The sequence below is a fragment of the Arthrobacter sp. zg-Y40 genome (assembly GCF_020731535.1).
GTDB lineage: Bacteria > Actinomycetota > Actinomycetes > Actinomycetales > Micrococcaceae > Arthrobacter_B.
Map to the genome: position 1 here is coordinate 412,423 of NZ_JAJFZS010000008.1, position 25,871 is coordinate 438,293.

Below are 25,871 nucleotides of genomic sequence, written 5' to 3' on the forward strand. Positions count from 1 at the left end.
CAGGGAGATATAAGTGAAAGCTGAGTCCGGCCAGGTCCGTTCCGCCCCGACCCTCGAAATGGTCGCGGCCCTGGCCGGAGTCTCCCGTGCCACGGTGTCACGCGTGGTCAACGGTTCATCCTCCGTTGACCCGCACCTCGTCACGTCGGTGGAGCAGGCAGTGAAGGTCCTGAACTATGTGCCGAACCGTGCTGCCAGGACCCTCGCCAGCCGACGCACCTACACTGTGACTCTGCTGGTCCCGGAGTCCACCTCCAAGGTCTTCGCGGATCCCTTCTTCGCTGCCGTGGTGGAAGGCGTTGCACGTTACCTGAACACCACCGAGTACATGCTCAACATGGTGACGTCCTCTGAGTCCAATCCGGAGAAAACCCGGCGGTACCTGCTGGGCGGAAACGTGGACGGGGTCCTGGTGGTGTCACACCACACCGGGGATCATTCCTGGACGCATTTGAACGGCTTCCTGCCGCTGGTCTTCGCGGGCCGTCCCCTGCTGGACTCCGCCGAGGCCTACTTCGTCGAGGTGGACAACGAGGAAGGGGCGGCTACAGCCACCAAGCGGCTGATTAGTGCCGGCAGGCGCAGTATTGCAACCATTGCCGGCCCGCAGGACATGCATCCGGGCGTGGACCGGCTGGCGGGCTGGCGTACTGCCGTGCAGCGTGCCGGCCTCAGCGACCTCCTGGTGGAAGCCGGTGACTTTACCGTGGCCTCGGGGGCCGCCGCCATGCGCCGGCTGCTGGACCGCGGGCAGCCGCTGGACGGCGTTTTCGCCGCCAATGACCAGATGGCAGCCGGTGCTTACACGGTGCTCAAGGAACGCGGGCTGCGGATCCCCGACGACGTCGCCGTCGTCGGATTTGATGATGACTACTACGCCACCAGCGTGGCCCCGGCGCTGACCACCATCCACCACCCGATCTCGCTGCTGGGCGAGAAGATGGCGGAGATCCTGGTGGACCTGATCGAAGGGCGTCCGGCGGAACGCGTCACGCGGCTGCCCACGTCCCTTGTGGTCCGGGAATCCGCCTAGCGCCACTGGAACGGCATCCACACAAAAGCGGGCCCCCACTTTCGTGGGGGCCCGCTTTTGGTTTACTGCATCCGGCTCACCGAAGCGGCCTGGCCGGAATTAGTTGCCCGTGAGCTTCTCGCGCAGTGCAGCCAGGGCTTCGTCGGAAGCCAGCGTGCCGGCACCCGTCTCGGCAACGGCCGGTTCGGAGGAGTAGCTGGTGGTGCCGGAATCGTGGGATTCCGATGCAGCAGCGATGTCCTCGGAGTTGTGCTGGGCGACCTGCTTCTTGTGGGCTTCCCAACGGGCCTGGGCGTCAGCGTACTGCTGCTCCCAAGCGGCACGCTGGGTCTCGTAGCCTTCGAGCCATTCGTTGGACTCGGGGTCGAAGCCCTCCGGGTACTTGTAGTTGCCGGCTTCGTCGTACTCTGCAGCCATACCGTACAGAGCCGGATCGAACTCGGTGCCCTCGGGGTCGACGCCCTCGTTGGCCTGCTTGAGGGACAGCGAGATGCGGCGGCGCTCAAGGTCGATGTCGATGACCTTGACGAACAGTTCGTCACCAACGGAGACAACCTGCTCGGCGAGCTCCACGTGGCGCACTGCCAGCTCGGAGATGTGGACCAGGCCTTCGATGCCGTCTTCGACGCGGACGAACGCACCGAACGGAACCAGCTTGGTGACCTTACCCGGAACAACCTGGCCGAGGGCGTGGGTGCGGGCGAAGGTCTGCCACGGATCTTCCTGCGTAGCCTTCAGCGACAGGGAGACACGCTCGCGGTCGAGGTCAACTTCCAGAACCTCAACGGTGACTTCCTGGCCAACTTCGACAACCTCGGAGGGGTGGTCGATGTGCTTCCAGGACAGCTCGGAGACGTGAACCAGGCCGTCGACGCCGCCCAGGTCCACGAATGCACCGAAGTTGACGATGGAGGAAACAACGCCCGGACGAACCTGGCCCTTTTCCAGCTTGTTGAGGAACGTGGAGCGAACCTCGGACTGGGTCTGCTCGAGCCATGCGCGGCGGGACAGAACAACGTTGTTGCGGTTCTTGTCCAGCTCGATGATCTTGGCTTCGATCTGCTGGCCGATGTACGGAGCCAGGTCGCGGACACGACGCATCTCCACGAGGGATGCCGGCAGGAAGCCGCGCAGCCCGATGTCGAGGATAAGACCACCCTTGACAACCTCGATGACGGTACCGGTAACGACGCCGTCTTCTTCCTTGACCTTCTCGATGTCGCCCCAGGCGCGCTCGTACTGTGCGCGCTTCTTGGACAGGATCAGACGGCCTTCTTTGTCTTCCTTGGTGAGCACCAGGGCTTCGACCTGATCGCCAACGGAGACAACGTCTCCGGGATCAACGTCGTGCTTGATGGAAAGCTCGCGGGAAGGAATGACACCCTCGGTCTTGTAACCGATGTCGAGCAGGACCTCGTCGCGGTCAACCTTGACAACGGTACCTTCGACGAGATCGCCGTCGTTGAAGTACTTGATCGTTGCGTCAATCGCGGCGAGGAAGTCCTCGGCAGTACCGATGTCGTTGATGGCGACCTGCGGGGTACCGGACTTCTCGTTGGTGGTGATGGTCATGTAGTTGGGACTCCGATGTGGAAGTTGTTTTGTATTCCGGACTGGTTTCCACTAACCGGCGGGGTAACCCGCAGGCAGATACTGGCCCAAGTGAAAGACGAAGGCACGTAAATGCCTGCGACGAACAGCTTGTTTGCCCGGAGATGGACAGGATGGGTAATAACTCGCGCTATTACGCGCCCGATCAGTCTAGCCGGACCCGCCAACGCAGGTCAAAGGGGATTGCCCGGTGACCTGGAGAAAAACACCCGGATCCGGCGCGCGGGGACCCCGGGGGCCTAGAAATGCGTGCTGCAGTAGGGCACCGGTCCTGCCGTGAACAGTGAGTCCAGAAGGGACAGCGCATCATCCTGAGCCCGCACTCCCCCGGCGGCTGCCAAGGTCCGGGCACTCACCGCCCCCAGGTAGAGCGAGCCCAGGGCCGCAACCGTCAGTTCCGCCCGCAGCGTGCCGGCGTCCTCTCCCGGTTCGGCCGGAGCGCATGTCCCGACGCCGTCACGCACCTTCAGCAGGAAGGTCCCGTCCGCCAGGCCCATCGGATCCGTGACGTGGAGCACCACCGCGCCGTCGCCGAAATAGCCGCGCGCGGCCAGGGCGGCCGGAGCGTCCAGGATCCGCAGCCACAGGACGTCCTCGATGTTCTTTACGGTGTAGCGGCGCCGATCCGCGAGCATCCAGGGCAGCGGATCCTCCACCGGAGCTTCGGCATACGTCAACCGGTCCACCAGGTCGATGGACCCCAGGTAACGCCACAGTTCGCGGTACGCCTCGTCACTGGACGCCACCAGGTCGATGACCTTCATGGTGTGCGGTTCGTTTCGCCAGCCCAGCGACTTGTAGGCCGCGTAGCCGTCCGGGACCCCCTCTGCGTTGAAGCGCAGGACACTCCGCACCGCCCGGTCCGGTTCCGTGTTTTCCCCGTTCCATTTCCCGGCCGCACGCATGGCGTACGCATGCTGCCGGCCCAGGGCACCGAAGGTACGCTCCAGATGGGCCCGGAAAAGTTCCGGCGCCAACGCCAGGATCTTGTCAGGGTCGGCAACGGCAATGCTGCCCCTCGGCGGCGCACTGAACTCCAGGCCACCCCTGGTGTCCAGCTCTACTCGGGCGGTGGAAGTGGCGGCGCCGAACCCGAACCGTCCATAGATGGTTGCCTCCGACGCCGTGAGGGCCGCCAGCGCCAAGCCGGCCGCTTTGGCCCGCGCAAGGTCCGAGGTAATCATCTGCCGCAGGATCCCGCGGCGCCGGTGCGTGGGACGCACGGTGACCGCCGTAACCAAATGAGCGGGAAGCAGCTCCCGTCCGCCTACGTTCATGTCGTTGACCATGGTGCCGTAGGTGGCCACTGGCACCGCCGGATCCCAGGCATACTCCGGCATATCGTCGTCGTATACCGCGGTCAGGATCCGCCCGTCCCGCAGGTAACCGTCCACCTGGGCCGGGAAGCGTTCCGGGATGCTGCGGTCCTCGTGGAAGCCAAGATTAACGGCGTCGAACCACCGAACCGTCCGCTCATCGGCCTTGCGATGGTCCGCGGCGTCGTAACCTGCCGGGAACGAAGCGAACCGCAGCCCGACCGTGCCGTTGACCGCGCCGTTGTTCGTGCCGTTGTCCGTTCCCATGCTTCCCCCTGTGTTGAAGCGGCGGCGCCGCGTACTCAGTGGCCGGCTTCGTGCCAGCTGACGCCCTGACCAACCGAGACATCCAGCGGCACAGACAGGTCCGCCGCCGCGCCCATCTGCGCGCGGACCAGCTTTTCCACCGTGTCCCGCTCGCCGGGAGCGACTTCGAGGACCAGTTCATCATGGACCTGCAGCAGCATCCGGGATTTGAGTCCCTGTGCCTTCAGCTCTGCATCCACGCCCAGCATGGCCTTCTTGATGATGTCCGCCGCGGACCCTTGGATGGGGGCGTTCAGTGCGGCACGCTCAGCCATTTCGCGCAGCTGCCGGTTGTCGCTGGAAAGGTCCGGCAGGTAGCGTCGGCGCCCCTCGATGGTGGAGGTGAAGCCGTCCTTGCGGGCCTGCTCGACGACGCCGCGCAGGTAGTCGCGCACGGCGCCGAAGCGTTCGAAGTAGTCCCGGATCAGGGTCCGGGCTTCATCGACGGGGATGGCCAGCTGCTTGGACAGGCCGAAGGAGCTCAGGCCGTAGACCAGGCCGTAAGACATGGCCTTGACCTTGGAACGCATGGCGCTGGTTACTTCTTCGGGGGCCACGTTGAACACATGCGAGCCTACAAAGCGGTGCAGGTCCTCGCCGGCACGGAAGGCGGAAATCAGCCCTTCGTCACCGGAAAGGTGGGCCATGATCCGCATTTCGATCTGCGAGTAGTCGGCGGTAAGCAGTTCGTCGTAGCCGTTGCCCACCACGAACACCTCGCGGATGCGGCGGCCCTCCTCCGAGCGGATCGGAATGTTCTGCAGGTTCGGGTTCACCGAGGACAGGCGTCCGGTGGCCGCCACCGTCTGGGCGTACGTGGTGTGGATGCGGCCGTCGTCGGCAACGGCTTTGCGCAGTCCCTCCACGGTGGAGCGCAGCTTGGACGCGTCCCGGAAGGCCAGCAGCTGTTCAAGGAACGGGTGCCCGGTCTTGACGATCAGGTCCGTCAGCGCGTCTGCGTCGGTGGAGTAGCCGGTCTTGATCTTCTTGGTCTTCGGCAGGCCGAGTTCATCAAAGAGGACCGCCTGCAGCTGCTTGGGCGAACCGAGGTTGATTTCCTTGCCGATGATCCGGAAGGCCTCGTCGCTGGCGTGCGTGATGGTGGCGCTGAAATCATCCAGCAGCCGGTCCAGCTTCTCGGAGGACACGGCAATACCGGCCAGTTCCATTTCCGCCAGCACCTCGGACAGCGGCAGCTCCAGTCCGCCCAGCAGCTGGTTGGCTCCGCGCTCCACGAGCTGGCCGGCGAAGTGCTCGCTCAGGCGCAGTGCCGCGAAGGCCTTGGATACGGCAGGGGTGGCTGCATCTTCATCGCCCAGGGACAGTTCCAACTGGTTGCTGGCTGCTGCCGCCGGAACAATATTCATTTTCAGGTGGTACTGGGCCAGGTCCGCCAGTTCGTAGCTGCGGCGGTCCGGCTGGATCAGGTAGCCGGAAATGGCGGTGTCATCCACTTCCCCGGCCAGGTGCAGCCCGCGGGCGGCCAGGGACTTGTAGGCCTCCTTGAAATCGTGCACCACCTTGGGAGCATCCAGGTTCGCCAGCCATGCTGCGAGCACCTGCTCGGCCTCGGCGTCGAGCCCGGTCAGCGGCACATAGGCCGCGGAGGCGTCGGTCACCAGGGCGATGCCGACGACGTCGCGGGACGCGGCCGCTCCTTCGGTCACAAGCTGCACGGCGGTACGGGCCTGGTTGGTGGCCCGCAGCCAGTCCTGCAGGGCTCCGGCGTCCGTCAGGACACTGTGTTCGGGGGCAGCCACTTCGGCATGGGTACTGGCCTCGCCCTCCTCTTCCCCGTAAACGTCGAAGAGCCGCTTGCGCAGCGCGTTGAACTGCAGGGCGTCGAAGAGTTCCTCGATGGCCTCCCGGTCCGGGCGCCGGGCAGCCATCGCGTCGAGCTCCACGGGCAGGTCCAGGTCCCGCAGCAGCCGGTTCAGGCGCCGGTTCCGCTTAACGTCTTCGATGTTCTCGCGCAGGGAATCGCCAACCTTGCCCTTGATGGCGTCCAGATTCTCGAGGATCCCCTCGAGGCCGCCGTAGAGCTTAATCCACTTCGCCGCCGTTTTGGGTCCCACACCGGGAACGCCCGGCAGGTTGTCCGCGGTCTCGCCCACCAGCGCGGCAAGGTCGGAGTACTTGTCCGGCGGCACCAGGTACTTCGCTTCGACCGCCGCGGCATCCATCCGGGGCAGATCGGATACACCCTTCTTGGGGTAGAACACGGTGACATGGTCATCCACCAGCTGGAAGGCATCGCGGTCACCGGAGACCACCATCACGTCCCAGTCCTGCGCCGACGCCTTGGTGGCGAGGGTTGCCAGGACGTCGTCCGCTTCGTAGCCGTCCATGGAAAGGGTAGGAATGCGCATGGCCTCCATGACCTTGATAATCAGGTCAATCTGCCCGTGGAACTCCTCGGGCGTCTTGTTCCGGCCGCCCTTGTACTCGGTGTACTCCTCCGAGCGGAACGTCGGCGTGTCCAGGTCAAAGGCCACCGCTACGTGGGTGGGCTTCTCTTCTTTGATCAGGTTGATCAACATGGACGTGAATCCGTACACCGCGTTGGTGTGCTGGCCCGTGTCAGTGGAGAAGTTCTCGGCCGGGAGGGCGTAGAAGGCCCGGAAAGCCATGGAGTGACCGTCAATCACCAGCAACCGGTTGTGTCCCCCGGCATTCACGTTCCCGAGCTGAACCGCTGCAGTGCCGGCGTCCGTGCCGTTGCTTTTGGTGCTGCTATCATCGGTGCCGCTGTTTTCGGTGTCGCTTTTGCTAAGGGGGGTGCCGGCCAGTTTGGTAGATTCACTCACAAATGCAAGCCTAGTTGCCATGAGCGAGATTTTCACGCCGGGCCCGGGGGGCCCCGCGGCACACACGAACCCGCACCGGCAGGAACTCCTGGACGCAGGTGTCCCGGAGGAGCTGCACGACTGGCTTGCCGCGCACGGTGTCGGACGGCTCGTGGTGAAGATGGGCATCCGGTTCCTGGAAATGGCGCCGGACCGCCTGGTCGCCACCATGCCGGTGGAAGGCAACGAACAGGTGGCCGGAATCCTGCACGGCGGAGCGCATCTGGTCCTCGCTGAGACCCTTGGTTCCTTTGGTGCCGGAATGCACGCAGGCCCGGGCCGGCACGCGGTGGGTATTGAAATAGGGGCCACGCATCACCGGTCCGTCTCGTCGGGGCTGGTCACCGGTACGGCCACCGCGCTGCACCTGGGCAATACCCTCACCACGCATGAAGTAGTGATGACGGATGAGCAGGGCCGGCGCCTGTCCACCGCCCGGATCACCAACATGATCCGCGAGACCCGCTAGGCACCCGGCAGGAACGAGTAGTGCAGGCGCATGCTGCCGTCCGCGGAAGGCTCTGACCGGAGCAGGCGGACCTGCTGATTCGCCGCGGCCGGCAGCAGCGCCTGCCCTGAGCCCAGCAGCAGCGGGTGCAGAGTCAGGTGCAGCTCGTCCAACAGGCCTTCCCGGAGGTACTGGGCGGCAAGGTTTGTTCCGCGCAGCCACACGTCGGCGTCGTTCGCGGAATCGGCAATGTCTGCGGCGAACTCACTGACGGGGCCGCGCACGAACATCACGTCAGCGCCGTTTATGCCGGGAAACTCATGGTGGGTATAGACCCACACCGGCGCCTGCGGGCAGTCCCATGCCGCAGGCCCGTGTTCCTGGACCTGGCGCAGCAGCCGCGCGTAGGTGCCTGCGCCCATCACCACGGCTCCCGCGGCGGATGGCACTTCGGTTCCGGCGGCTTCCGTCGGATGCGGGGAAAAGGGGTCGAAGCCTGCGGCCAGGTAATCGGCGGAGTTGAACCCCGCCGGGTTGTGTCCGGCGGCGTCAAAGCCGTCGAGTGAGGCCGAGGCGTAGTACACGGTCCGGACCATCTGGCAATGCTAACCAGGCCGGGATGCGCGGCGGAAGACAGCCCTGCGGAATACGGGCGCCCGCTTCGGGGTTGCCGCCTATGGATTGGAATTGCCGCTGCCACCCCAAGAGGCGTGCGCAGCGGCGCACTATAGGAAGAGTTGCGTTTTGAACCTGTTTTCCCCGATGACTGCCGGCAGCCTTGAGCTGTCCAACCGCCTGGTGATGGCACCGCTGACCCGCCAGCGCGCCGGCCGGGACGGTATCCCCGGACCCATGATGGTTGAGCATTACCGGCAGCGCGCCTCACTGGGCCTGATTGTCAGCGAAGGCACCTACCCCAGCCGTGAAGGCCAGGGTTTCCCGGGCCAGCCGGGGCTGGTGGACCCGGAGCAGTTGGACGGCTGGCGGAAGGTCACCGACGCGGTGCACGACGCCGGCGGGCGGATCGTTGCGCAGGTCATGCACGCCGGCCGCGTAAGCCACACCAACACCACCGGCGGGCTGGAACTGGTTGCCCCCAGCGCCATCGCGGTGGACGGACTGTCCCACACTTATGACGGCAAGCAGCAGTACGAGGTGCCGCGGGCACTGGAAACCGAAGAGTTGGCGGAAGTGACCGCCGGCTTCGTACGCGCTTCGCGTGCGGCAGTTGACGCGGGCTTTGACGGAGTCGAACTGCACGGGGCCAACGGCTACCTGCTGCACGAGTTCCTCTCCCCCGCCTCCAACCAGCGCACCGACGGTTACGGCGGCAGCCCGGAGAACCGGGCACGGTTTGTCATCGAGACGGTTTCCGCCGTGGCCGCCGAAATCGGGGCGGACCGCGTGGGCCTGCGCCTGTCCCCCGAACACAATGTCCAGGGGGCGCTCGAGACAGATCCGGCGGACGTGCTGGCCACCCACGGCGCCCTGCTGGACGCCATTGCACCGCTGGGCCTTGCCTACCTCAGCATCCTGCACCGTGACCCTGCCGGAGAGCTGGTGCAGGCCCTGCGTGCACGCTTCGGCGGGCCGGTGTTCCTCAACTCCGGCTTCGGCGTCATCACCACCCGTGACGAAGCGATCGCCATGGTTGCCGACGGACTCGCAGACGCCGTCGTGGTCGGCCGCCCGGCCATCGCCAATCCCGACCTGGTGCGCCGCTGGCAGGAGGGGCTGCCCCTGAACACCCCTGACGCCACGACGTTCTACTCGTTCGGCCCGGAGGGCTACACCGACTACCCCTTCTACTCCGGGGGCGACGCCGCGTCGCAGAACTGACGTCGCAGAACTGACGTTTCGGGACCCAAACCGGGCCCGGCAACGCAGAAGGCCGGCAGGATCACCACAACCCACGACCGTAGACTGCGGTAGCGTACTTATGTTGGGTTGCCGTGCAGCGCCGGCACAATCAGGTAGATGCCGTACAGGACTGCAACGGCGCTCACGCCGAAGCACGCAAACGCGCCGGCCTTCGCCAAGGCAACACGGTTGCCCGGGGTGGAAGCGGTGGCTTCGTCCTGGGACACGGCGTACAGCCGCACTCCGAAGGAGTAGACGCCGACGACGATCAGTGCGGCTACCAGCGTGACGCCGAAGACCACGAGGTAGTCCAGCCAGTGGATGTTCATTTGGAACCTGCCTTGACCTTGCGGGTGTTTTTGCCGTTCTTGTTCTTGCGGCCCTTGGAGCTCTTTTTAGCCTTGCCGTGGTTCTTGCCCTGCTTGGCCTTCTTGCCGCCCTTGTTCTTGCCCTTGCCGCGGCGCTTCTTGATGCTCACGACTTCGCCGGCGTTTTCAATACCGCTGTTGCTGACGGCATTGTCATGGCTCACCTTGTCCCGCCGTGACCACAGGAAGATGCCGAGGATAACCAGCGTCCCGACGACGGCGTCGATGACCACGCCCGCTGTTCCCATGGAGGCGACGGCGGCGGTGACGGCACCCATGACCGCTGCTGCAGGGAGGGTCAGCAGCCAGCCGCTGGCGACCCGGCCGGCAGTTCCCCAGCGGACCACCGCGCCCTTGCGGCCCAGGCCCGAACCAATGACGGAGCCGGAGGCAACCTGGGTCGTGGAGAGGGCAAAGCCAAGGTGGGAGGAGGCCAGGATGGCGGCTGCGGTGCTGGTTTCGGCAGCGAAGCCCTGGGCCGGCTTGACCTCGGTCAGGCCGGTTCCCATGGTCCGAATGATGCGCCAGCCGCCTGCGTAGGTACCGGCAGCAATGGCAACGGCACACGAGGCGACCACCCAGAAATGGGGGCCGGTTCCGGCGGTCTGCAGTCCGTCGGCCACCAGGACCAGGGTGATGACGCCCATGGTCTTCTGCGCATCGTTGGTGCCGTGCGCCAGGGCCACCAGCGAGGAGGAGAAAATCTGTGCGTAGCGGAAGCCGCCGCGCTTGCGGGGCAGCTTCTCCCCGGAGTCCGGGTCATGCCGGCGGGTGATCCGGTAGGCCAGCTTGGTGGCGAGGTACGCCACAAAGCCCGCGATGACCGGAGCGATCAGTGCCGGCAGGACCACCTTGGAGACCAGCACCGAGAAGTCCACCGAGCCGAACCCGGCACCCACTACCGCGGCACCGATCAGCCCGCCGAACAGGGCGTGGGAAGAACTGCTGGGCAGTCCCTTGAGCCAGGTGATCAGGTTCCAGATCACGGCACCCATGAGGCCCGCGAAGATCATTACCGGGGTGATCTGAATTCCGCCGTCGCCCTCGCGGATCAGGCCGTGCGAGATGGTTTTGGCTACCTCGGTGGAGAGGAAAGCGCCAACCAGGTTGAGCACGGCCGCCAGGGCCACTGCTGTTTTCGGTTTGATTGCGCCGGTGGCGATGGGAGTTGCCATCGCGTTGGCGGTGTCATGAAATCCGTTGGTGAAGTCGAAGAATAAAGCCAGCGCGATCACCAGCGCGACCATGAGGGTGAGATCCACCGCATACCCTAACTAAAGACGAGTGAAAAGAGTCCGCGTGGCGGGTTCAGCTTCGGCACGTGTTGCCGAAATCCCGCTTTACGCCAGATTGATCGTATGCGCTCGGGCAGGCCCGGACCAAAGCGGGGGTTGTGCGCTTGCTCTCGCCCGCTGGTTGCACCGAGCGGACCTACCCGCAGTCTTCGGTTCAGATCCGCAGGCTGGTCCGGGGCCCGCGGCCGCCAAGTTCGACGTCGATGTTTGTCTCCGGAGCGGGCAGGACGACACGCCGGGAATGCGTGTTCACACCGTCGGGCTCCACGATGCTGAGGATGTAGCTGCCGGCCCCGGGCAGCGGCAGCTCGTAGTTCCCGGCAGTGTCGGAACGCACGGCCACCGACGGCTGGCCTCCCGGCCGGACCAGGATGACCAGGGCACCGGCAAGCGGCCGGCCGGCATGCTCGATCCGCCCGGAGAGGGTCAGCCGCTGGCGGAAGTGGATGTCATGGTTCGCCGCCGAGCCGGGGAAGGCCAGCACCTCCGACACCGGCCGCCAGTGGGCATGGTTGGCGACGAGCACGTACTCCCCGTCCCCGGGCAGCACCACGTTGTAGGAGCCGGCGTCGTCGGCGCGGTCCCAGTCCACCGGTCGGCCCGTGCCATCCAGCGCGGTGACGGTGCCGCGCTGCACAGGCTTGCCGTCCGCCGCCGAGAGCATGCGTCCGTGGACCATGATTTCCCGTTTCGCGTCTGCGCGCTGCGGCTGCACTTGCCCCGGTGCCGCGTGCAGATCCGGGTGGGTGGCCTCGCGCCGGCGGGAGCGCGGGATCAGGCAGGACACTCCGGTGGCCGCAAGTGCCGCGATTCCGGCGCAGACGAAAACGGTCCGGAAGGCGTCCAAGCTGGGGAAGGCGGCACCGCTGATGCTCACCGTCAGCGATGCCAGGACGGTGGCCACCACGGCGCTGCAGGTGGAGGTGCCCACCGAACGCAGCAGTGTGTTGACTCCGTTGGCCGCGGCAGTGTCCGTCAGCGGTACGTTGCTCATGATCAGGGTGGGCATAGCGGCCATGGCCATGGCTGTTCCCACGGATATGATCACTGCCCCGGTGATGATTTCGGTCACCGAACCCACAAACAGCACACGCCAGAGGTAGCCGGCCGCCATTACCGCGCAGCCGCTCACCATGGTGGTTTTGGCGCCGAAACCGTTGGTGATCCTTGCCGACACGGGTGCAGCCGCCACCATGGCCAGCCCGGACGGGATCATGGTCAAGCCCGCCACCACCACGCTCAGCCCGAATCCAAAGCCGGTTTCCCGGGGCAGCTGGAGCTGCTGTGTGGTGACCAGCATGTTGGCGTACATGGAGAAGCCGACCAGTACTGCCCCGATATTGGTGAGCAGGACAGGGCGGCGGGCAGAGGTCCGGAGGTCCACCAGCGGCTGGCCGTTGCGCAGCTCCGCCGGGAACCACAGGGCAAAGAACACGGCGGCACCGGCGAACAGGCCCACCACCGGATAACTGGTCCACCCCCAGACACCGCCCTTGGTAATGGCCAGCAACAGTGCGGTCATCCCCGCCGAGAGCAGCACTGCGCCGAGGTAATCGAAGCGGCCGGGTGTGCGCACGTGCGACTCCGGGACAAAAACGGCAACGGCGACCATGAGCAGCGCGGCGATTATTCCCACCACCCAAAACGTTGCCTGCCATCCGAGCCGGTCGTAGATGTACCCGGACAACGGCAGCCCCAGGGCACTGCCAATTCCAAAGCTGGCGCTCATCAGGGACACGGCTCCCGCAATTTTCTTCTGCGGCAGGGCATCGCGCAGGATGCTGATTCCCACCGGGATCACCGCTCCGGAAAAGCCCTGCAGTCCCCGGCCCACCAGCGCCCAGGTGAAGGTTCCGCCAATCGAGGCTGTGAAGGCTCCGACCACCATCATGGCCATTGCCAGCAGCAGCATCCGGCGCTTGCCGTACATGTCCGCCAGCCGCGACACGATGGGTGTGGCCACGGCGGCGGCCAACAGGGTTACGGTGACCATCCATGAGACGTCGTCGCTGCTGACCCCGAAGACCCGCGGGTATTCGGGCAGCAGCGGCACCACGGCGGTCTTTTCCAGTGAAACCACAATGCCGCCGCAGGCCAGGACGGCAATGACCAGCCAGTCCGGGTACGTTCGCTGCTTCCGTGCCGGCTGCGTGGTCATACCGGTCCTTCCGGTTGGGCTTCCGGCGGTGGAACTAACCGCGCGAGATAGGCACCTTCTTGGAGGAGGGACCAACCTCGGGAACGGGGACGCGGACTTCAAGGACGCCGTCGTTGTAGGAGGCGGTGACGTCGTCCTGGCTGGCGCCGCTGGGCAGGGCAACTTCCCGGGTGAACGAGCCGTACCGGAACTCCGAGCGGTAGCCGTTGCGGCCCTTGTGTTCGGTCTGTTCGCGCCGCTCACCCTTGATATGCAGCATCCCGTCGCTGACCGTAACGTCCAGGTCCTGCTCGGGGTTGATGTTGGGCAGTTCGGCACGGATCACCATGCTGTTACCGTCCTGGTACTCCTCGATGGGGAAGGCCGGGACCTCCCAGTCCCCCTCAAAGAATTTCCGGACCTGGTCGGGCAGTTCGAAGCGTTCGCGCCTTGCAAGTGAAGCCATGGATATCTCCTGTGTATGGCCCGGATTCGCCGCAGGTTGCGCCGGTTTTGCTCCGGCCCTGCCGCCGGGCGGGGAGGAATGCCGGTGCCGCTAGGTTACGTCCGGAAGGTTCCTGCCCTCAATGGATACCCCCGTGCAAACAGGGCCCAGCCGGCGTATTGGGTGGTGGCGGAAACGCCTTTGCCCCACGGTCCGGGCCGCTGGCCTTGAGCCTAGTAATGGATTTTCGCCCCGCGTATAGTTTTCAGGTGCGCACAGTCCTGTGAGGATCCGCCCGCCGTCCACTACGGCACGATACCGACCGGCATCCCGTCGAGAGGCTTCCACAATGGCGCAGAACAACCAGGATTCCGTATCGGTTAATCCCCTTTTTTCCCGCCCGGGCGAAGAAACGTCCGCTCCGAAATTCCGGCTGGCCGAGGGGCAAATGCTGCCGGGAACCGCGTACCAGATTGTGCATGATCAAACCATGCTGGATGGGAATGCGCGCCTGAACCTTGCCACGTTTGTCAGCACCTGGATGGATGACCAGGCGAACCGGCTTTACAGCGAGACGTTCGACAAGAACATGATCGACAAGGATGAATACCCGCAGACCGCGCAGATTGAACAGAACTGCTGGCGGATCCTGGCGGACCTGTGGCACTCACCCGACCCGGAGGGGACCATCGGCACCTCGACGGTCGGCTCCTCGGAGGCCTGCATGCTCGGCGGCCTGGCCCTGAAGCGGCTGTGGCAGCACAAACGGCGCAGCGAGGGGAAACCCGCGGAAAGGCCGAACCTCGTGATGAGTTCCGCGGTGCAGGTGTGCTGGGAAAAGTTCTGCAACTACTTCGATATCGAGGCCCGGCTGGTGCCCATCAGCGAGGAGCATAAGTGCCTGGACGGCTTTGAACTGGAAAAGTACGTCGATGAGGGCACCATCGGCGTCGTCGCCATTATGGGCGTGACCTACACCGGCATGTACGAGCCGGTAAAGCAGATTGCCGCGAAGCTTGATGAGATCCAGTCCTCCACCGGCCTGGACATCGCCATCCACGTGGACGGCGCTTCAGGCGCCATGATCGCCCCGTTCATCCAGCAGGATCTGGAATGGGATTTCCGGCTGGCGCGCGTGCATTCAATCAGTACGTCCGGACACAAGTACGGCCTGGTTTACCCCGGTCTGGGCTGGGTGGTGTGGCGGGAACGGCAGTGGCTCCCGGAGGACCTGATTTTCTATGTCAGCTACCTCGGCGGCGACATGCCCACGTTCGCCCTGAACTTTTCCCGTCCCGGCGCCCAGGTGGTCCTGCAGTACTACCTGTTCCTCCGCCTGGGCCGGGACGGTTACGCCAAGGTCCAGCAGGCGTCCCAGGATGTGGCCCTGCACCTGTCCAGCGGAATCGCCGGAATCGGGCCCTTCGAACTATGGAATGACGGCTCTGATATCCCCGTGTTCGCATGGCGGCTGAAGGACGGCCAGACGGACAAATGGAACCTCTACGACCTTGCCGAACGGCTCCGCACCAAGGGCTGGCTGGTACCGGCGTATCCCATGCCGGACAACCTGGCCAACCTCACGGTGGAGCGGGTTGTGGTCCGCAACGGACTGAGCATGGACCTGGCCGACAACCTCCTGGCGGACATTCGGCGGGAAACGGCGTATCTCAGCCAGCTGAACGCGCCCATGCCCCGCGAAGCAGAGCACCCCGGCTTCCACCATTAGTCCCTGAGGGGCCGGGTGCATGCACTAGGCGCGGCCGCCGAGGTCCCTGCTGATCCGGTCCGCGGCGGCCCGCAGGTGCGGCAGCACGGTTTCTTCGATGCGTTCCTCCGGGGAACTGTGCAGCTGCAGGGACACGTTCGCTGCGGCGACCACTGAACCGTCGGCTCCGCGGACCGGCACCGCCACGCCCCGCAGTCCGTTTTCCAGTTCGTCCGCGACGCGCGAGAACCCTTCGGTTCCCGCGCGCCGCACTGCGTGCTGCAGTTCCGCAATGCTGCCGACCGTGCCGGCCGTGTACTGCATCAGCTGGACCGCAGCGAAGTACTCCTCCTGCTCGGCTTCCGGCAGTGCAGCCAGCATCACCCGTCCCATGGAGGTGGCCCAGGCCGGGAAACGGGTGCCCACGTTGACCGCCACCCGCACCAACCGCGGCGAAGTGATCCGCGAAACGTAGACCACGTCGCTGCCGTCCAGGATGCACAGCGATGTCGTCTCCCCCAGATCTGCGGACAACTGCTTTAGGTGCGGTTCGGCGGCGTGCGGCAGCGAAAGATGGGACAGGAAGGAGGCGCCGATGTCCAGGGTCCGCGGAGCGAGCCGGAAAGCGGTGCCGTCGTAGCCCAGATACCCCAGGTCCCGCAGGGTCAGCAGGAACCGCCGGGCCGCTGCCCGGCTGGTGCCGGCCGCAGCCGCAGCCGAACTGACCGTGTGTTCCGGAACGTCCTTGCTGAAGGCGCCGAGTACGGCGAAGGCCTTCTCCACGGACTTGACGTAGTAGCTGTCCTCCATTCTCAGCCGTCCTTCCGTGCCAGCGTGCCTTCGGCCGCCAGATACTGCGACGCCAGCCGGACCGGGGCGTTGGGTGCGCCGTAGCCGTCATAGCGGCCCCGCCGCTCCACCACTTCGAAGAACACGTTCCCCACGGTGGCCGTGTAGAAGTGCAGGAACGCGCCGTCGCCGTCTCGGTCGTACAGCAGGTTCAATTCCTGCAGCGCGGCCAGGAAGTCCGGCTCCAGCCGGAACCGGGCAGCGAGGTCCTCATAGTAGTTCGCCGGTACGGGCAGGAACCGCAATCCCCGGCCGGCGGCCTGCCGCGCAGCAGCGACCAGGTCGGTGCAGGCGAATGCGATGTGCTGGGGATAGCCGCCCGGTTCGGACTCGACCGCGAGCGGGGCGATGTTCAGGGCCAGCCGCACCCCGCCGGCGGTGCTGCGCATCACCTGGCTCCGGACCAGGCCCATCGGGCTCGGAACCTCCTGCGCACCGGCAGCCGAGAGGGAAAGGGTGGCTTCGTAGAAAAGTACGGCTTCGTCAAAATGCTGCCACGGCTGGGACAGGTTGATGTGGTCGATGCCGGTGACCAGCGGCTCCGCGTCCGTGCCGTCGCCCGGATCCGCGCTGAACTCCCCCGCCCAGGCGGCCGTACCGTCCGCGGTGGCCTCGCAGAGGAAGACTTCGGTGCCGTCGGGCGCGTACACGGCCTGCAGTACCTGCTCATCCGCCTGGGTTTCGCGCGGCACCCGGCGGGTGCGCAGCTGAACGGCACGCGAGGCGGCGGCCAGCGGATCCTGCACGTCCAGGCCGAGGGCGGAGATGCCCGGTTCCAGTGCGCCGGCACCGTTGATGATGACCCTCGCCTGGCCCTGGGTCCACAGCTGCGCGGCTTTGGTCCGGTGCCGGCCGCCGAATTCGAAGCCGAGCTGGCGGAGCAAGGTGGATACAGTCTCCGGGTGCTCCGCCTTGACCTCGGCGAAGCTGAAGCCGCTGGGTTCGGCCACCGGGGGCAGGGCCGCCAGGGACATCGGATAGCGTGCCGCGCCGTCGTCCGCCGCCAGACGGGCGGCGGTGCGTTCCTGAAGCAAGGTCAGCGAACGCATGGCGTCCACGGCGGTGCGTTCCTCAGCCGTCTGCCGGAACACGTCATTGAAGATCTCCAGCGAGACCGGTCCATCGTAGCCGGTGCGGACCAGATGCGCCATAAAGCCCACCAGGTCAAAAGCGCCCTGGCCGGGGAAGACCCGGTAGTGCCGGCTCCAGGACAGCACGTCCAGGGACAGTTTCGGGGCGTCGGCCAGCTGGACGAAGAAGATCTTCTCCGCCGGGATCTTTTCAATGGCTCCCGGGTCCCAGCCGCGGGAGAGGATGTGGAAGCTGTCCAGGCAGGTGCCGATGTTCGGATGCCGGGCCAAATCCACTATGCGCTGGGCGTGCTCGAAATCGTTGACGTAGCGGCCCCAGGCCAGGGCCTCATAGGCCACCTTCACGCCGTACCCGGCAGCAAGGTCACCGAGGCGGCTCAACTGGCCGGCAGCCACGGCGTCGTCGTTAACGGTTGCCGTGCCCGCGTTGCTGCACAGCAGCATGGTCTCAATACCCAGCCGGTTCATCAGCTCGAACTTGGCCCGGGCCCGCACCATGTTCGCCGCCAGTTCCTCACCACCCACGCCTTCGAAATCGCGGAAGGGCTGGTAGAGGTCCAGGCTGAGGCCGAGGCTCCCGGCCAGCGCGCGGATCTGTTCCGGGGTGGAGGGAGAAACCACCAGGTCCGGTTCGAAGATTTCGACGCCGTCAAAGCCGGCCGCAGCGCAGGCCCGCATTTTCTCTTCGAGGCTGCCGCTCAGGCAGACGGTGGCGATAGAGGTGCGCATGGGTGCTCCGGTTCCCGGCCTCAGCGGCCCTGGCTGATGAGTTCCGTGAAGTGGGCGTGCATCCGGGCGGGGTCGGGCCGGATGCCGGTGATGAGTTCAAAAGCGTCCACGGCCTGTCCCACGGCCATCCGGCCGCCGTCCAGTACCCGGCAGCCCTTGGCCCTTGCGCCGCGGACGAGTTCCGTGTCCACCGGGCGGTAAACCACGTCCGCTACCCACTGGGAGGGGTCCAGCAGGTCCAGATCGACGGCGAGGCCGGGATGGGAGTGCATCCCCAGCGGAGTGGCGTGCACCAGTCCGTCCGCCCCGGGGAGCGCAGCGGGCAGGTCCCCGGGCGTGCCGGCGGTGATCTGCCGGCCGGGAAACAGATGCGTGAGGGCCGCTGCCCGGTCCGCGGCCCGTGCCGGCTCGAGGTCCAGGATGGTGAGCCGGCGGGTTCCGGCGGTTAGGAGTGCGTAGGACACGGCGGCGCCGGCGCCGCCGGCGCCCAGTTGCACTGCCGAGTCCAGCTCGGCGTCCGGCAGGCCATCCGCCAGGGCACTGCCGAAACCGGAGAAATCGGTGTTGTGCCCGATGAACCGGCTGTTCCGGATTAGCACGGTATTGACGGCGCCCAGCCGGGCGGCGTCGTCGGAGACGTCATCCAGCTCGGCCAGGACCAGCTGCTTGCAGGGATGGGTGACATTGAAGGCGTTGAAGCCCAGGTCCCGGCCCCAACGCAGCACCTCGCCGACATCGGTGCCGGGCCGCCCCAGCGTCAGGAGGTCGATGGGGCGGTAGATATAGCGCAGTCCCTGGCAGGCGGCTTCGCGCTCATGCATGGGCGGCGTGAGCGAGGCGGTGATGCCTTCACCGATCAGTCCGACAATGAATGTTTCATTGGTGCCGCTCATGGACCAGCTCCTCCCGCTGCATGATTCACCCGTCTCCGTGCCGTGACGGAGCATTCCCTGTGTAAGGGATTGCGCCTTGCCGGAGACTTCGCTGTGAGCTACATTACTTCACGTGTACGGATCATGCACAGGCGTGCGCTATCCGCACAAACGTTCCGCACAATGTTCCGCACAATCTCCTCCAGCACAGCTTCCCCTACCGCTTCCGCCCATGTCAGGAGAGATGCAATGGACGCATCCGCCCCCGCCGGATCAGCACCGGGCAAGACCCCGCGCAAAGCCGCGACTGCCAGCTTTATGGGCAGCGCCGTCGAGTATTACGACTTCTTCATTTTCGGCTCAGCTGCCGCCCTGATTTTTCCCCGCGTGTTTTTCCCGGACGCTGACGCCCAGGCGAGCGTGATGTCGCTCGCCACCTTCGGCTTCGCCTACGTGGCGCGCCCGGTGGGCGCCGTCATCCTGGGCCACTTCGGTGACCGGGTGGGACGCCAGCGCGTGCTGATGTTCACGCTGCTGCTCATGGGCGGTTCGACGTTCCTGATCGGCTGCCTTCCGGACTTTGGCACCATCGGCTGGTGGGCGCCGATCCTGCTGGTTTTCTGCCGCCTGATGCAGGGGCTGTCGGCCGCCGGCGAGCAGGCCGGCGCCAGCTCCATGACCCTGGAACACGCACCGGACAACCGCCGCTCCTTCTTTACCTCCTGGACCCTCACCGGTACCCAGGGTGGCCAGATCCTTGCCGCCATGGTCTTTATCCCCGTTGTCTCGCTGCCCGATGACATCAAATACAGCATCGGCTGGCGCATTCCGTTCTGGCTCAGCGCCGTGGTGGTAATAGTCACGTACTTCATCCGCCGGTCGCTGCACGAAACCCCTACGTTTACCGAAGCCAAGGAACGCAACGAACTTGCCAAGCTGCCGGTGGGCGTACTGCTGCAGAACCACTGGCGCGATGTCCTTCGGGTCATCTGCTGCGCCTTCATTGCTGCGGTGTCCACGGTGTACGGCACGCTCGCCATCAAGTACGGCACGGAAGTGGGCGACGTCGACGAGAACATCACGCTATGGCTGGTGGTGGCCGGCAACGCCGTCGCCCTGCTGACACAGCCGCTCTTCGGCCGGGTGGCCGACCGGATCGGCCGCCGGCCCGTCTTTATCTATGGCGCCGTGTCCAGTGCGGTGATTATGCCCTTCTACCTGCTGTCCATGGAGTCGGGGAACACGCTGCTGCAGTTTGCCCTATCCATCGCGGTGTTCTCCTGCGGCTACGCCGCGGCTAATGCCGTGTGGCCTTCCTTCTACGGCGAAATGTTCAGCGCCAACGTGCGTTTCTCCGGGTTGGCCATCGGCACCCAGCTCGGCTTCCTGATGGCCGGCTTTGCGCCGTCCATCGTTGCGGCGCTCGGCGGCCTGGACCCGGGCGGTTGGCTGGTGACCAGCGGATTCACCGCGGTGATCTGCCTCATCGCGGCCGTCTCGGCCTTCACAGCAAGGGAGACCGCGCACGTTCCGACGGCGAAGCTTGGCCAGGTTCCTGCGGCAGATCCCGCCCGCCCGGCCAGGGTGAAGCCCGTGATTCCCTGACCGTCTTCGGCTACAGGCCGCGGAGCCGCGTCCGGCGGGAGGTCCAGGCAATGTACCCGCCGAGCGCCCCCGTGGACGCCAGCCCTGCGCTCATCAGCGGTGCCTGCCAGGACTTCCAGCGGGAGGAATCCCCCAGGGCCAGCTCGCCCACGCCGCGGATAAAGGCGGAGGCGAAAATGGCTGCAACCATGCGGTTGCCCACGCGCTCCAGCCGGATCACCAGCGGCAGCAGCTCCTCCGCCCGGATGTGGACCTCCATCCCCTCGAAGTCCAGGGTGTTTAGCAGCCGGCGCACCTGGTCAGGTAGCTCTGCACCCAACTCCAGGACCTCTGTACCTGCCCGGCCCAGCCGCCGTGCGTAGTTCACCGGGTTCAGCTGCTGCCGGGCCATCCGCCGGGCATACGGCCCCAGGACCGGGCCCAGCCGGAAGTCCGGGTCCAGTACTTCGCCCATCCCCTCGGTCATGATCAGCATGCGCAGCAACAGGGCCATTTCCCGGGGCAGCTGGATGTGGTGCGCGCGCAGGATGCCCAGCCCGGTGGTGATGATGTTGCCCACCGGTGCGGTGCGCAGGTCCTTTCCCGAATACATCCGGATCAGCGGACCCAGGTCCATCCGCAGCTTGACCCGGTCCACCCGGACCCCGGAGGCATTGATGCGCACCAGCGCGTTGGCCATTCGTTCCGGATCCTGGCGGACAATCCCCACGAACAGGCCGGACAACTGGTTCCTCAGCCGTTCATCCACCTCCCCCACCATGCCGAAGTCGATCAATCCAACACTGCCGCCGGGCTCCACGAACAGGTTCCCGGGATGCGGATCGGCATGGAAGAAACCGTCGTCGAAAACCATCTGCATCTCACATGCAGTAGCTGCGCGGGCGAGCGCCGGGCGGTCTATGCCGGCTGCGTCGAGTGCGGCCGTGTCGGTGACCTTTGTCCCGTTGATGCGCTCCATGGTCAGCACCCGTGAGGTGGTGTAGTCCCAGTAGATGACCGGGATGGTGATGGCCGCGTTGTTTTCGAAGTTCAGCTGGAACCGGTCCGCGTTGCGTCCTTCCTGCAGGTAGTCCAGTTCTCCGCGCAGGGTGGAGGCGAACTCCTCCATCAGCCCGGTGACGTCATAGTCGCGCGCGGCTTCCCAGTGCTTGCTCGCCGTATTCGCCAGGTTCTGCAGGATCTCAAGGTCCTGGGCCACCTCCTCGGCGATTCCCGGCCGGCGAACTTTGACCACTACCTGCCTGCCGTCCCGAAGGGAGGCGGCATACACCTGGCCGATGGAGGCACTGGCCATGACGCTGGTGTTAAAGGACGCGAAAATTTCCAGGGGGTCCGCGTCCAGCTCCTGCCGCAGTTCCTCGTGGATCCGCGGCCACGGCACCGGCACGGCGTCGTCCTGCAGTTTGGCGAGCTCCTCCTGGTACTCCGGCGGCAGCAGGTCCGGGCGGGTGGAGAGCAGCTGGCCTATCTTCACGTAGGTGGGCCCCAGTTCCTCCAAGGCGGTGCGCAGGTATTCCGGGCGGGTCCGGCGCTGCCTGCCCTCATTCGGAGGTTGCTGCCGGCGGAACGGGAGCCGGCCTTCCAATCCCATGGCGGACACCAGGAACCCCAAACCGTTCCGGGAGAGTATCTCGGCGATCTGCCGGTACCGGTCCAGATGGCTAATCATTGATCTGCTCCGATCCGCCGACACGGCTCTGCGGCCAGGTGCATACCGAAACACTAGCCGCCGTGCCCAACCTCCGCACAGGTCCCGTGTGTATGCCCGGGACCGGGCCCCCCAACGCGTTCGTGCTCTTCCGGCGGACCGTACCGGAGTCCTAGACTCCGGCACATGCCAATCCCCGCAGCCGGACCGCTCGGCGACTATCCCCGCACATCCGTACCCGGGCCACTGCCCGGACCTGCGGCGTCCCTGCCCATCGAGGAGAAACTGCTGCTGCTCTCCGGGGAAACCTTTTGGACAACGGCAGCTGCCCCGGCTGCGGGCATCCGTTCCCTGGTGCTCTCCGACGGCCCGCACGGAATCCGCCGTGCCCGCAGCGAGACGGAAGCCGGGATTGGTGATTCCCTGCCCGCCACCTGTTTCCCTGCCGAGTGCCTCACGGCCTGTTCCTGGAATCCGGAGCTGCTGGCGCTGCTGGGCACGGCGACGGCGCGGGAGGCGGCAGCTGCCCGGGTGGACGTGGTCCTGGGTCCGGGGCTGAACATCAAACGCACGCCGCTGTGCGGACGCAACTTCGAGTACTTTTCCGAGGACCCCCTGCTGGCCGGGCTGCTCGGTGCGGCCTGGATCCGTGCGGTGCAGGCCGTCGGCGTGGGCGCCTGCCCCAAGCATTTCGCCGCCAACAACCAGGAAGCGGAGCGGATGCGGATAGACGCAGCAGTGGATGAGCGCACCCTGCGTGAGATCTACCTGCGCGCCTTCGAAACCGTAGTACGCAGTGCCCGACCGTGGACCCTGATGGCCGCGTACAACAAGGTCAACGGCATCCACGCCGCGGAGAACGCCTGGCTGCTGGACACGGTGCTGCGCGGCGAGTGGGGTTTTGACGGCCTGGTGATGTCGGACTGGGGCGCCGTCACCGACCGAGCTGCGGCGCTCGCTGCCGGCCTGGATCTGGAGATGCCGGCCAGCAACGGGTTGGGAACAGCCGAACTGCAGGCCGGCCTTGACGCCGGGACGATAAGCCGGGACATGGTGGACACCTCCGTGGCACGGCTGGTCCAGCTGGGCGCACACTCCGCTGCACCAGTGCGTGAACCGGTGGATCCGGCAGCACACCACCAGCTCGCCCGCCGGGCCGCGGCGGAGTCCATGGTGTTGTTGAAGAACGACGGCGGGATCCTCCCCTTCTCCCCGGACCTCCGGCTGGCGGTGGTGGGCGAACTGGCCCGGACTCCGCGTTACCAGGGCGCAGGGTCCTCGCAGGTCACGCCCACGCAGGTCAGCATTCCCCTGGATGTCCTGGCCGAACGGACAGCGGCAGCGGTGTTCGCGCCCGGGTACCGGCTGGACGGGACACCGGACGAGGCGCTGGTGGCCGAAGCCGAAACGGCCGCGGCCGCGGCCGATGCGGTGGTGTTTTTCCTCGGCCTGCCCGAGGACCGGGAGTCGGAGGGCTTTGACCGTCCGGACCTCGGCCTGCCAGCCAGCCAACTGGACACCCTGCGGGCAGTTCAGGCGGCGAACCCCTGGACGGTGGTGGTGCTGTTCAACGGAGGCGCAGTCGAAACCGAATGGAGCGAGCGGGTACCGGCGGTGCTGGAGGCATGGCTTCCGGGCCAGGCCTGCGGTGAAGCAGTGGCGGATGTAATGCTGGGGGACGTGAACCCCTCCGGGAAACTGGCGGAAACCTTTCCGCACCGGATCGAGGACACTCCCGCCTTTGGCAATTACCCCGGCGAGGCCGGCACCGTGCGTTACGGCGAAGGCCTGCTCGTGGGTTACCGCTGGTACGACGCCCGCGCCATGGCACCGGCATACTGCTTCGGCCACGGGCTGTCCTACACCAGCTTCGCCTACAGTTCCCTCACGGTGCGGACCACCGATTCGGAAGCCGGACCGCTGCTCACGGTGGAACTCACGGTTACCAACGCCGGGGCGCGGGCCGGGGCCGAGGTGGTGCAGGTGTACTCCGGCGCTCCGGCTCCTGCATCTGGAACCGCGCCGCGGCAGCTGCGGGCCTTCAGCAAGGTGTTCCTGGAAGCGGGGGCGTCCGATACGGTGCTTTTCACCTTGCCGCTGACCGCCTTGGCACGATATGACACTGCCGCTCACCACTGGGTCACCGACGCCGGAGAATGCCGGATCGACGTCGGCTCCTCCTCGCGGGATATCCGGCTGACCGGCACCGTGGAGCTGCCCGGTGCCGGCAGTACCGGGGAACGGCACCCGCTCACGCTGAACTCGACAGTGTCGGAGTGGTTGGCGGATCCGCAGGGCCGCCAGCTGCTGGGCGGAATGGGCGGGGCGGGCGCCGGGGACGCCGGTCCTTCCGGGCTCGCCGGTGCGCTGGCGATGATGGGTTCGCTCCCGCTGCGGCGGCTGGCCCGGTTTCCGGGCAGCCCGCTGAAGCCGGAGGTGCTCGCCGGTTTGGAGCAGGCACTGGCGCCGGGCCGATAGCCCCGGGCGGACCAGCCGGTCCGGCCGGTCCGGCCGGGGCTACCTGTCCAGGAGCGAGCGGTAGATCGCTTCGTGCGCTGCGGCCACCCGGCGGCGTTCGGCTGTCCGCTCTTCCCGGGTCAGCCCGGGCCAGGGCCGGTTGCCGTGGAGCTGCTTGAGGGCGTTGGCCAGCGACTGCGCGTCCAGGCCTTCTTCGTTGTGCACGAACTCGGTAACCGATAGCCGTTGCTGTGCGTAGAAGCCGCAGGACGGGGCCAGCACGCTGGTGCCCAGGTCAGTGCATGCCTCCAGCCAGCCCGAATGGGTTCCGAAGCGGTACGGCAGCACGGACACGTCCAGGCCCGAGAGGTAGTCCCAGAGCTGCGGTTCGTCGAAATAATCCCGGACCTGCAGTTCCAGTCGGCCGGCGTCGGCCGCCTCGGTGAGCCAGCGGTACAGTTCGGGACGGTATTTGTCCCCCTCCGGCGTCAGGATGTCCGGATGTCCGTTGACCTGCAGGACCGCCCCGGGCAGCGCCTCCACGGCGTCGAGCAGGGACGGCAGGACGGCGCCCTCCATCATGTTCGGGCGCAGGCTCTTCAGGTGCACTCCCACCCGGAATTCATTCCGCGGCGTCTCGGCGAGACGGCGGGCCTGCCGGCGTTCCAATTCGTCCAGGTCCACCACATGCGGGTGCGGCAGCACGTGCGGGGCGCGCCCCCACCGGCCTTCAACTTCGGCGGCAGCGCCCGGGGTGAGGGTAATCAGTTCATCGGCCGCGCGGATGAGGACATCCAGCTGCGCGTTATGCGCATCCGGCGTGAGGTGGTGCGGGTTGCGGAGGTCGTGGACCGTGTAGACCAGCGGCTTGCCCTGGGCCTTCAGTTCTTCCGTGACGGCGCGCAGGTCCTCCGGCGTGATGGCATCGAAGCCGAAGTGGATGTGCATGAGGTCAAAGCTGCCGGCGTTCTCCCGGATCCAGCCAGCGTCGAGCATGACCGGCGGCCACCACTTGGCTTCAGTGGACTGGCCCGGGTTGCGGGGATCCGGGTCCGGCAGCCGAACCACGCTGCCCGGCTCGCCGGGGACGGCGTCTGTGTGCCGGATGTAGACCTGGCTGTGCGGCACCGAAGCCACCCTGATGGTCGAATCCCCAGCTGCGCTCATATGTACTTACTCCCGAAATCCGTCCCTGTGAAAATCTGTCTTCAGTATACTTACTAGTTCGGGGTGTCCGGCGGGCGGGT

At 66.1% G+C, this 25,871-nt stretch carries 19 protein-coding genes; 6 read left to right on the top strand and 13 right to left on the bottom strand.

Annotated elements, in window-relative coordinates; all coding sequences use genetic code 11:
- Positions 1-13: 13 nt before the first annotated feature.
- Entirely contained in the window at positions 14-1,033 is a 1,020-nt protein-coding gene (locus LJ754_RS09325; protein ID WP_442860319.1) for a LacI family DNA-binding transcriptional regulator, read from the top strand.
- 99 nt (positions 1,034-1,132) lie between these two features.
- On the opposite strand, the gene rpsA is transcribed toward LJ754_RS09325, so the two are convergent.
- The 3 genes from rpsA to polA form a co-directional block, all read right to left on the bottom strand.
- Positions 1,133-2,605, bottom strand: coding sequence for a 30S ribosomal protein S1 (gene rpsA / locus LJ754_RS09330; protein ID WP_227911299.1), 1,473 nt, complete (start codon positions 2,603-2,605; stop codon positions 1,133-1,135).
- 278 nt (positions 2,606-2,883) lie between these two features.
- Positions 2,884-4,227 (bottom strand): GNAT family N-acetyltransferase, encoded by a 1,344-nt coding sequence (locus tag LJ754_RS09335; protein WP_227926339.1) that lies wholly within the window; start codon positions 4,225-4,227, stop codon positions 2,884-2,886.
- 35 nt (positions 4,228-4,262) lie between these two features.
- Positions 4,263-7,094 (bottom strand): DNA polymerase I, encoded by a 2,832-nt coding sequence (gene polA, locus LJ754_RS09340; protein ID WP_227926340.1) that lies wholly within the window; start codon positions 7,092-7,094, stop codon positions 4,263-4,265.
- Here polA and LJ754_RS09345 point away from each other — a divergent pair.
- The gene (locus LJ754_RS09345) at positions 7,093-7,581 is read left to right on the top strand and encodes a hotdog fold thioesterase (RefSeq protein ID WP_227926341.1); all 489 of its coding nucleotides are present in this window, start codon (positions 7,093-7,095) and stop codon (positions 7,579-7,581) included. The genes polA and LJ754_RS09345 overlap by 2 nt on opposite strands.
- Here LJ754_RS09345 and LJ754_RS09350 read toward each other — a convergent pair.
- Complete coding sequence (locus tag LJ754_RS09350) at positions 7,578-8,156, bottom strand: dihydrofolate reductase family protein (RefSeq protein ID WP_227926342.1); 579 nt, start codon at positions 8,154-8,156, stop codon at positions 7,578-7,580. The two genes, LJ754_RS09345 and LJ754_RS09350, sit on opposite strands and share 4 nt — an antisense overlap.
- A 166-nt stretch (positions 8,157-8,322) precedes the next feature.
- On the opposite strand from LJ754_RS09350, the gene LJ754_RS09355 reads away from it, so the two are divergent.
- Positions 8,323-9,399 carry an alkene reductase gene (locus LJ754_RS09355; RefSeq protein WP_227911578.1) on the top strand — a complete coding sequence of 359 codons (1,077 nt, stop codon included), beginning with the start codon at positions 8,323-8,325 and terminating at the stop codon, positions 9,397-9,399.
- Between the two features lie 98 nt (positions 9,400-9,497).
- On the opposite strand, the gene LJ754_RS09360 is transcribed toward LJ754_RS09355, so the two are convergent.
- The 4 genes from LJ754_RS09360 to LJ754_RS09375 form a co-directional block, all read right to left on the bottom strand.
- The gene (locus tag LJ754_RS09360; RefSeq protein ID WP_227926343.1) at positions 9,498-9,749 is read right to left on the bottom strand and encodes a hypothetical protein; all 252 of its coding nucleotides are present in this window, start codon (positions 9,747-9,749) and stop codon (positions 9,498-9,500) included.
- Positions 9,746-11,050: an inorganic phosphate transporter gene (locus LJ754_RS09365; protein ID WP_283996814.1), complete on the bottom strand. Its 1,305-nt coding sequence runs from the start codon at positions 11,048-11,050 to the stop codon at positions 9,746-9,748. The genes LJ754_RS09360 and LJ754_RS09365 overlap by 4 nt, the downstream gene beginning before the upstream one ends.
- 187 nt (positions 11,051-11,237) lie before the next feature.
- Positions 11,238-13,241: an MFS transporter gene (locus LJ754_RS09370; RefSeq protein ID WP_227926344.1), complete on the bottom strand. Its 2,004-nt coding sequence runs from the start codon at positions 13,239-13,241 to the stop codon at positions 11,238-11,240.
- Positions 13,242-13,275: 34 nt separating this feature from the next.
- A complete protein-coding gene (locus LJ754_RS09375; RefSeq protein WP_227926345.1) occupies positions 13,276-13,686 on the bottom strand; it encodes an Hsp20/alpha crystallin family protein in 411 nt (136 codons plus the stop codon).
- Positions 13,687-14,014: 328 nt separating this feature from the next.
- Here LJ754_RS09375 and LJ754_RS09380 point away from each other — a divergent pair, with 328 nt between their 5' ends.
- Positions 14,015-15,394 carry a glutamate decarboxylase gene (locus LJ754_RS09380; protein WP_227926346.1) on the top strand — a complete coding sequence of 460 codons (1,380 nt, stop codon included), beginning with the start codon at positions 14,015-14,017 and terminating at the stop codon, positions 15,392-15,394.
- A gap of 24 nt (positions 15,395-15,418) precedes the next feature.
- Here LJ754_RS09380 and LJ754_RS09385 read toward each other — a convergent pair whose 3' ends face one another.
- The 3 genes from LJ754_RS09385 to LJ754_RS09395 are packed head-to-tail and all read right to left on the bottom strand — an operon-like array spanning position 15,419 to position 18,935.
- Positions 15,419-16,183 carry an IclR family transcriptional regulator domain-containing protein gene (locus LJ754_RS09385; protein ID WP_227926347.1) on the bottom strand — a complete coding sequence of 255 codons (765 nt, stop codon included), beginning with the start codon at positions 16,181-16,183 and terminating at the stop codon, positions 15,419-15,421.
- A 2-nt stretch (positions 16,184-16,185) separates the two neighbouring features.
- Positions 16,186-18,042, bottom strand: a complete 1,857-nt coding sequence (locus tag LJ754_RS09390) for a bifunctional sugar phosphate isomerase/epimerase/4-hydroxyphenylpyruvate dioxygenase family protein (protein WP_227926348.1) — start codon at positions 18,040-18,042, stop codon at positions 16,186-16,188.
- A 20-nt stretch (positions 18,043-18,062) separates the two neighbouring features.
- Complete coding sequence (locus LJ754_RS09395) at positions 18,063-18,935, bottom strand: shikimate dehydrogenase (RefSeq protein WP_227926349.1); 873 nt, start codon at positions 18,933-18,935, stop codon at positions 18,063-18,065.
- Positions 18,936-19,163: 228 nt separating this feature from the next.
- Here LJ754_RS09395 and LJ754_RS09400 point away from each other — a divergent pair, with 228 nt between their 5' ends.
- Positions 19,164-20,519, top strand: a complete 1,356-nt coding sequence (locus tag LJ754_RS09400) for an MFS transporter (RefSeq protein ID WP_227926350.1) — start codon at positions 19,164-19,166, stop codon at positions 20,517-20,519.
- Positions 20,520-20,529: 10 nt separating this feature from the next.
- Here the strand turns inward: LJ754_RS09400 and LJ754_RS09405 are convergent, their stop codons facing one another.
- Positions 20,530-22,188 (bottom strand): ABC1 kinase family protein, encoded by a 1,659-nt coding sequence (locus LJ754_RS09405; RefSeq protein ID WP_227926351.1) that lies wholly within the window; start codon positions 22,186-22,188, stop codon positions 20,530-20,532.
- A 165-nt stretch (positions 22,189-22,353) separates the two neighbouring features.
- Between LJ754_RS09405 and LJ754_RS09410 the strand changes: the two genes are divergently transcribed.
- Complete coding sequence (locus LJ754_RS09410) at positions 22,354-24,645, top strand: glycoside hydrolase family 3 C-terminal domain-containing protein (protein WP_227926352.1); 2,292 nt, start codon at positions 22,354-22,356, stop codon at positions 24,643-24,645.
- Between the two features lie 39 nt (positions 24,646-24,684).
- On the opposite strand, the gene LJ754_RS09415 is transcribed toward LJ754_RS09410, so the two are convergent.
- Positions 24,685-25,791 carry a glycosyltransferase gene (locus LJ754_RS09415; protein ID WP_227926353.1) on the bottom strand — a complete coding sequence of 369 codons (1,107 nt, stop codon included), beginning with the start codon at positions 25,789-25,791 and terminating at the stop codon, positions 24,685-24,687.
- Positions 25,792-25,871: the final 80 nt, after the last annotated feature.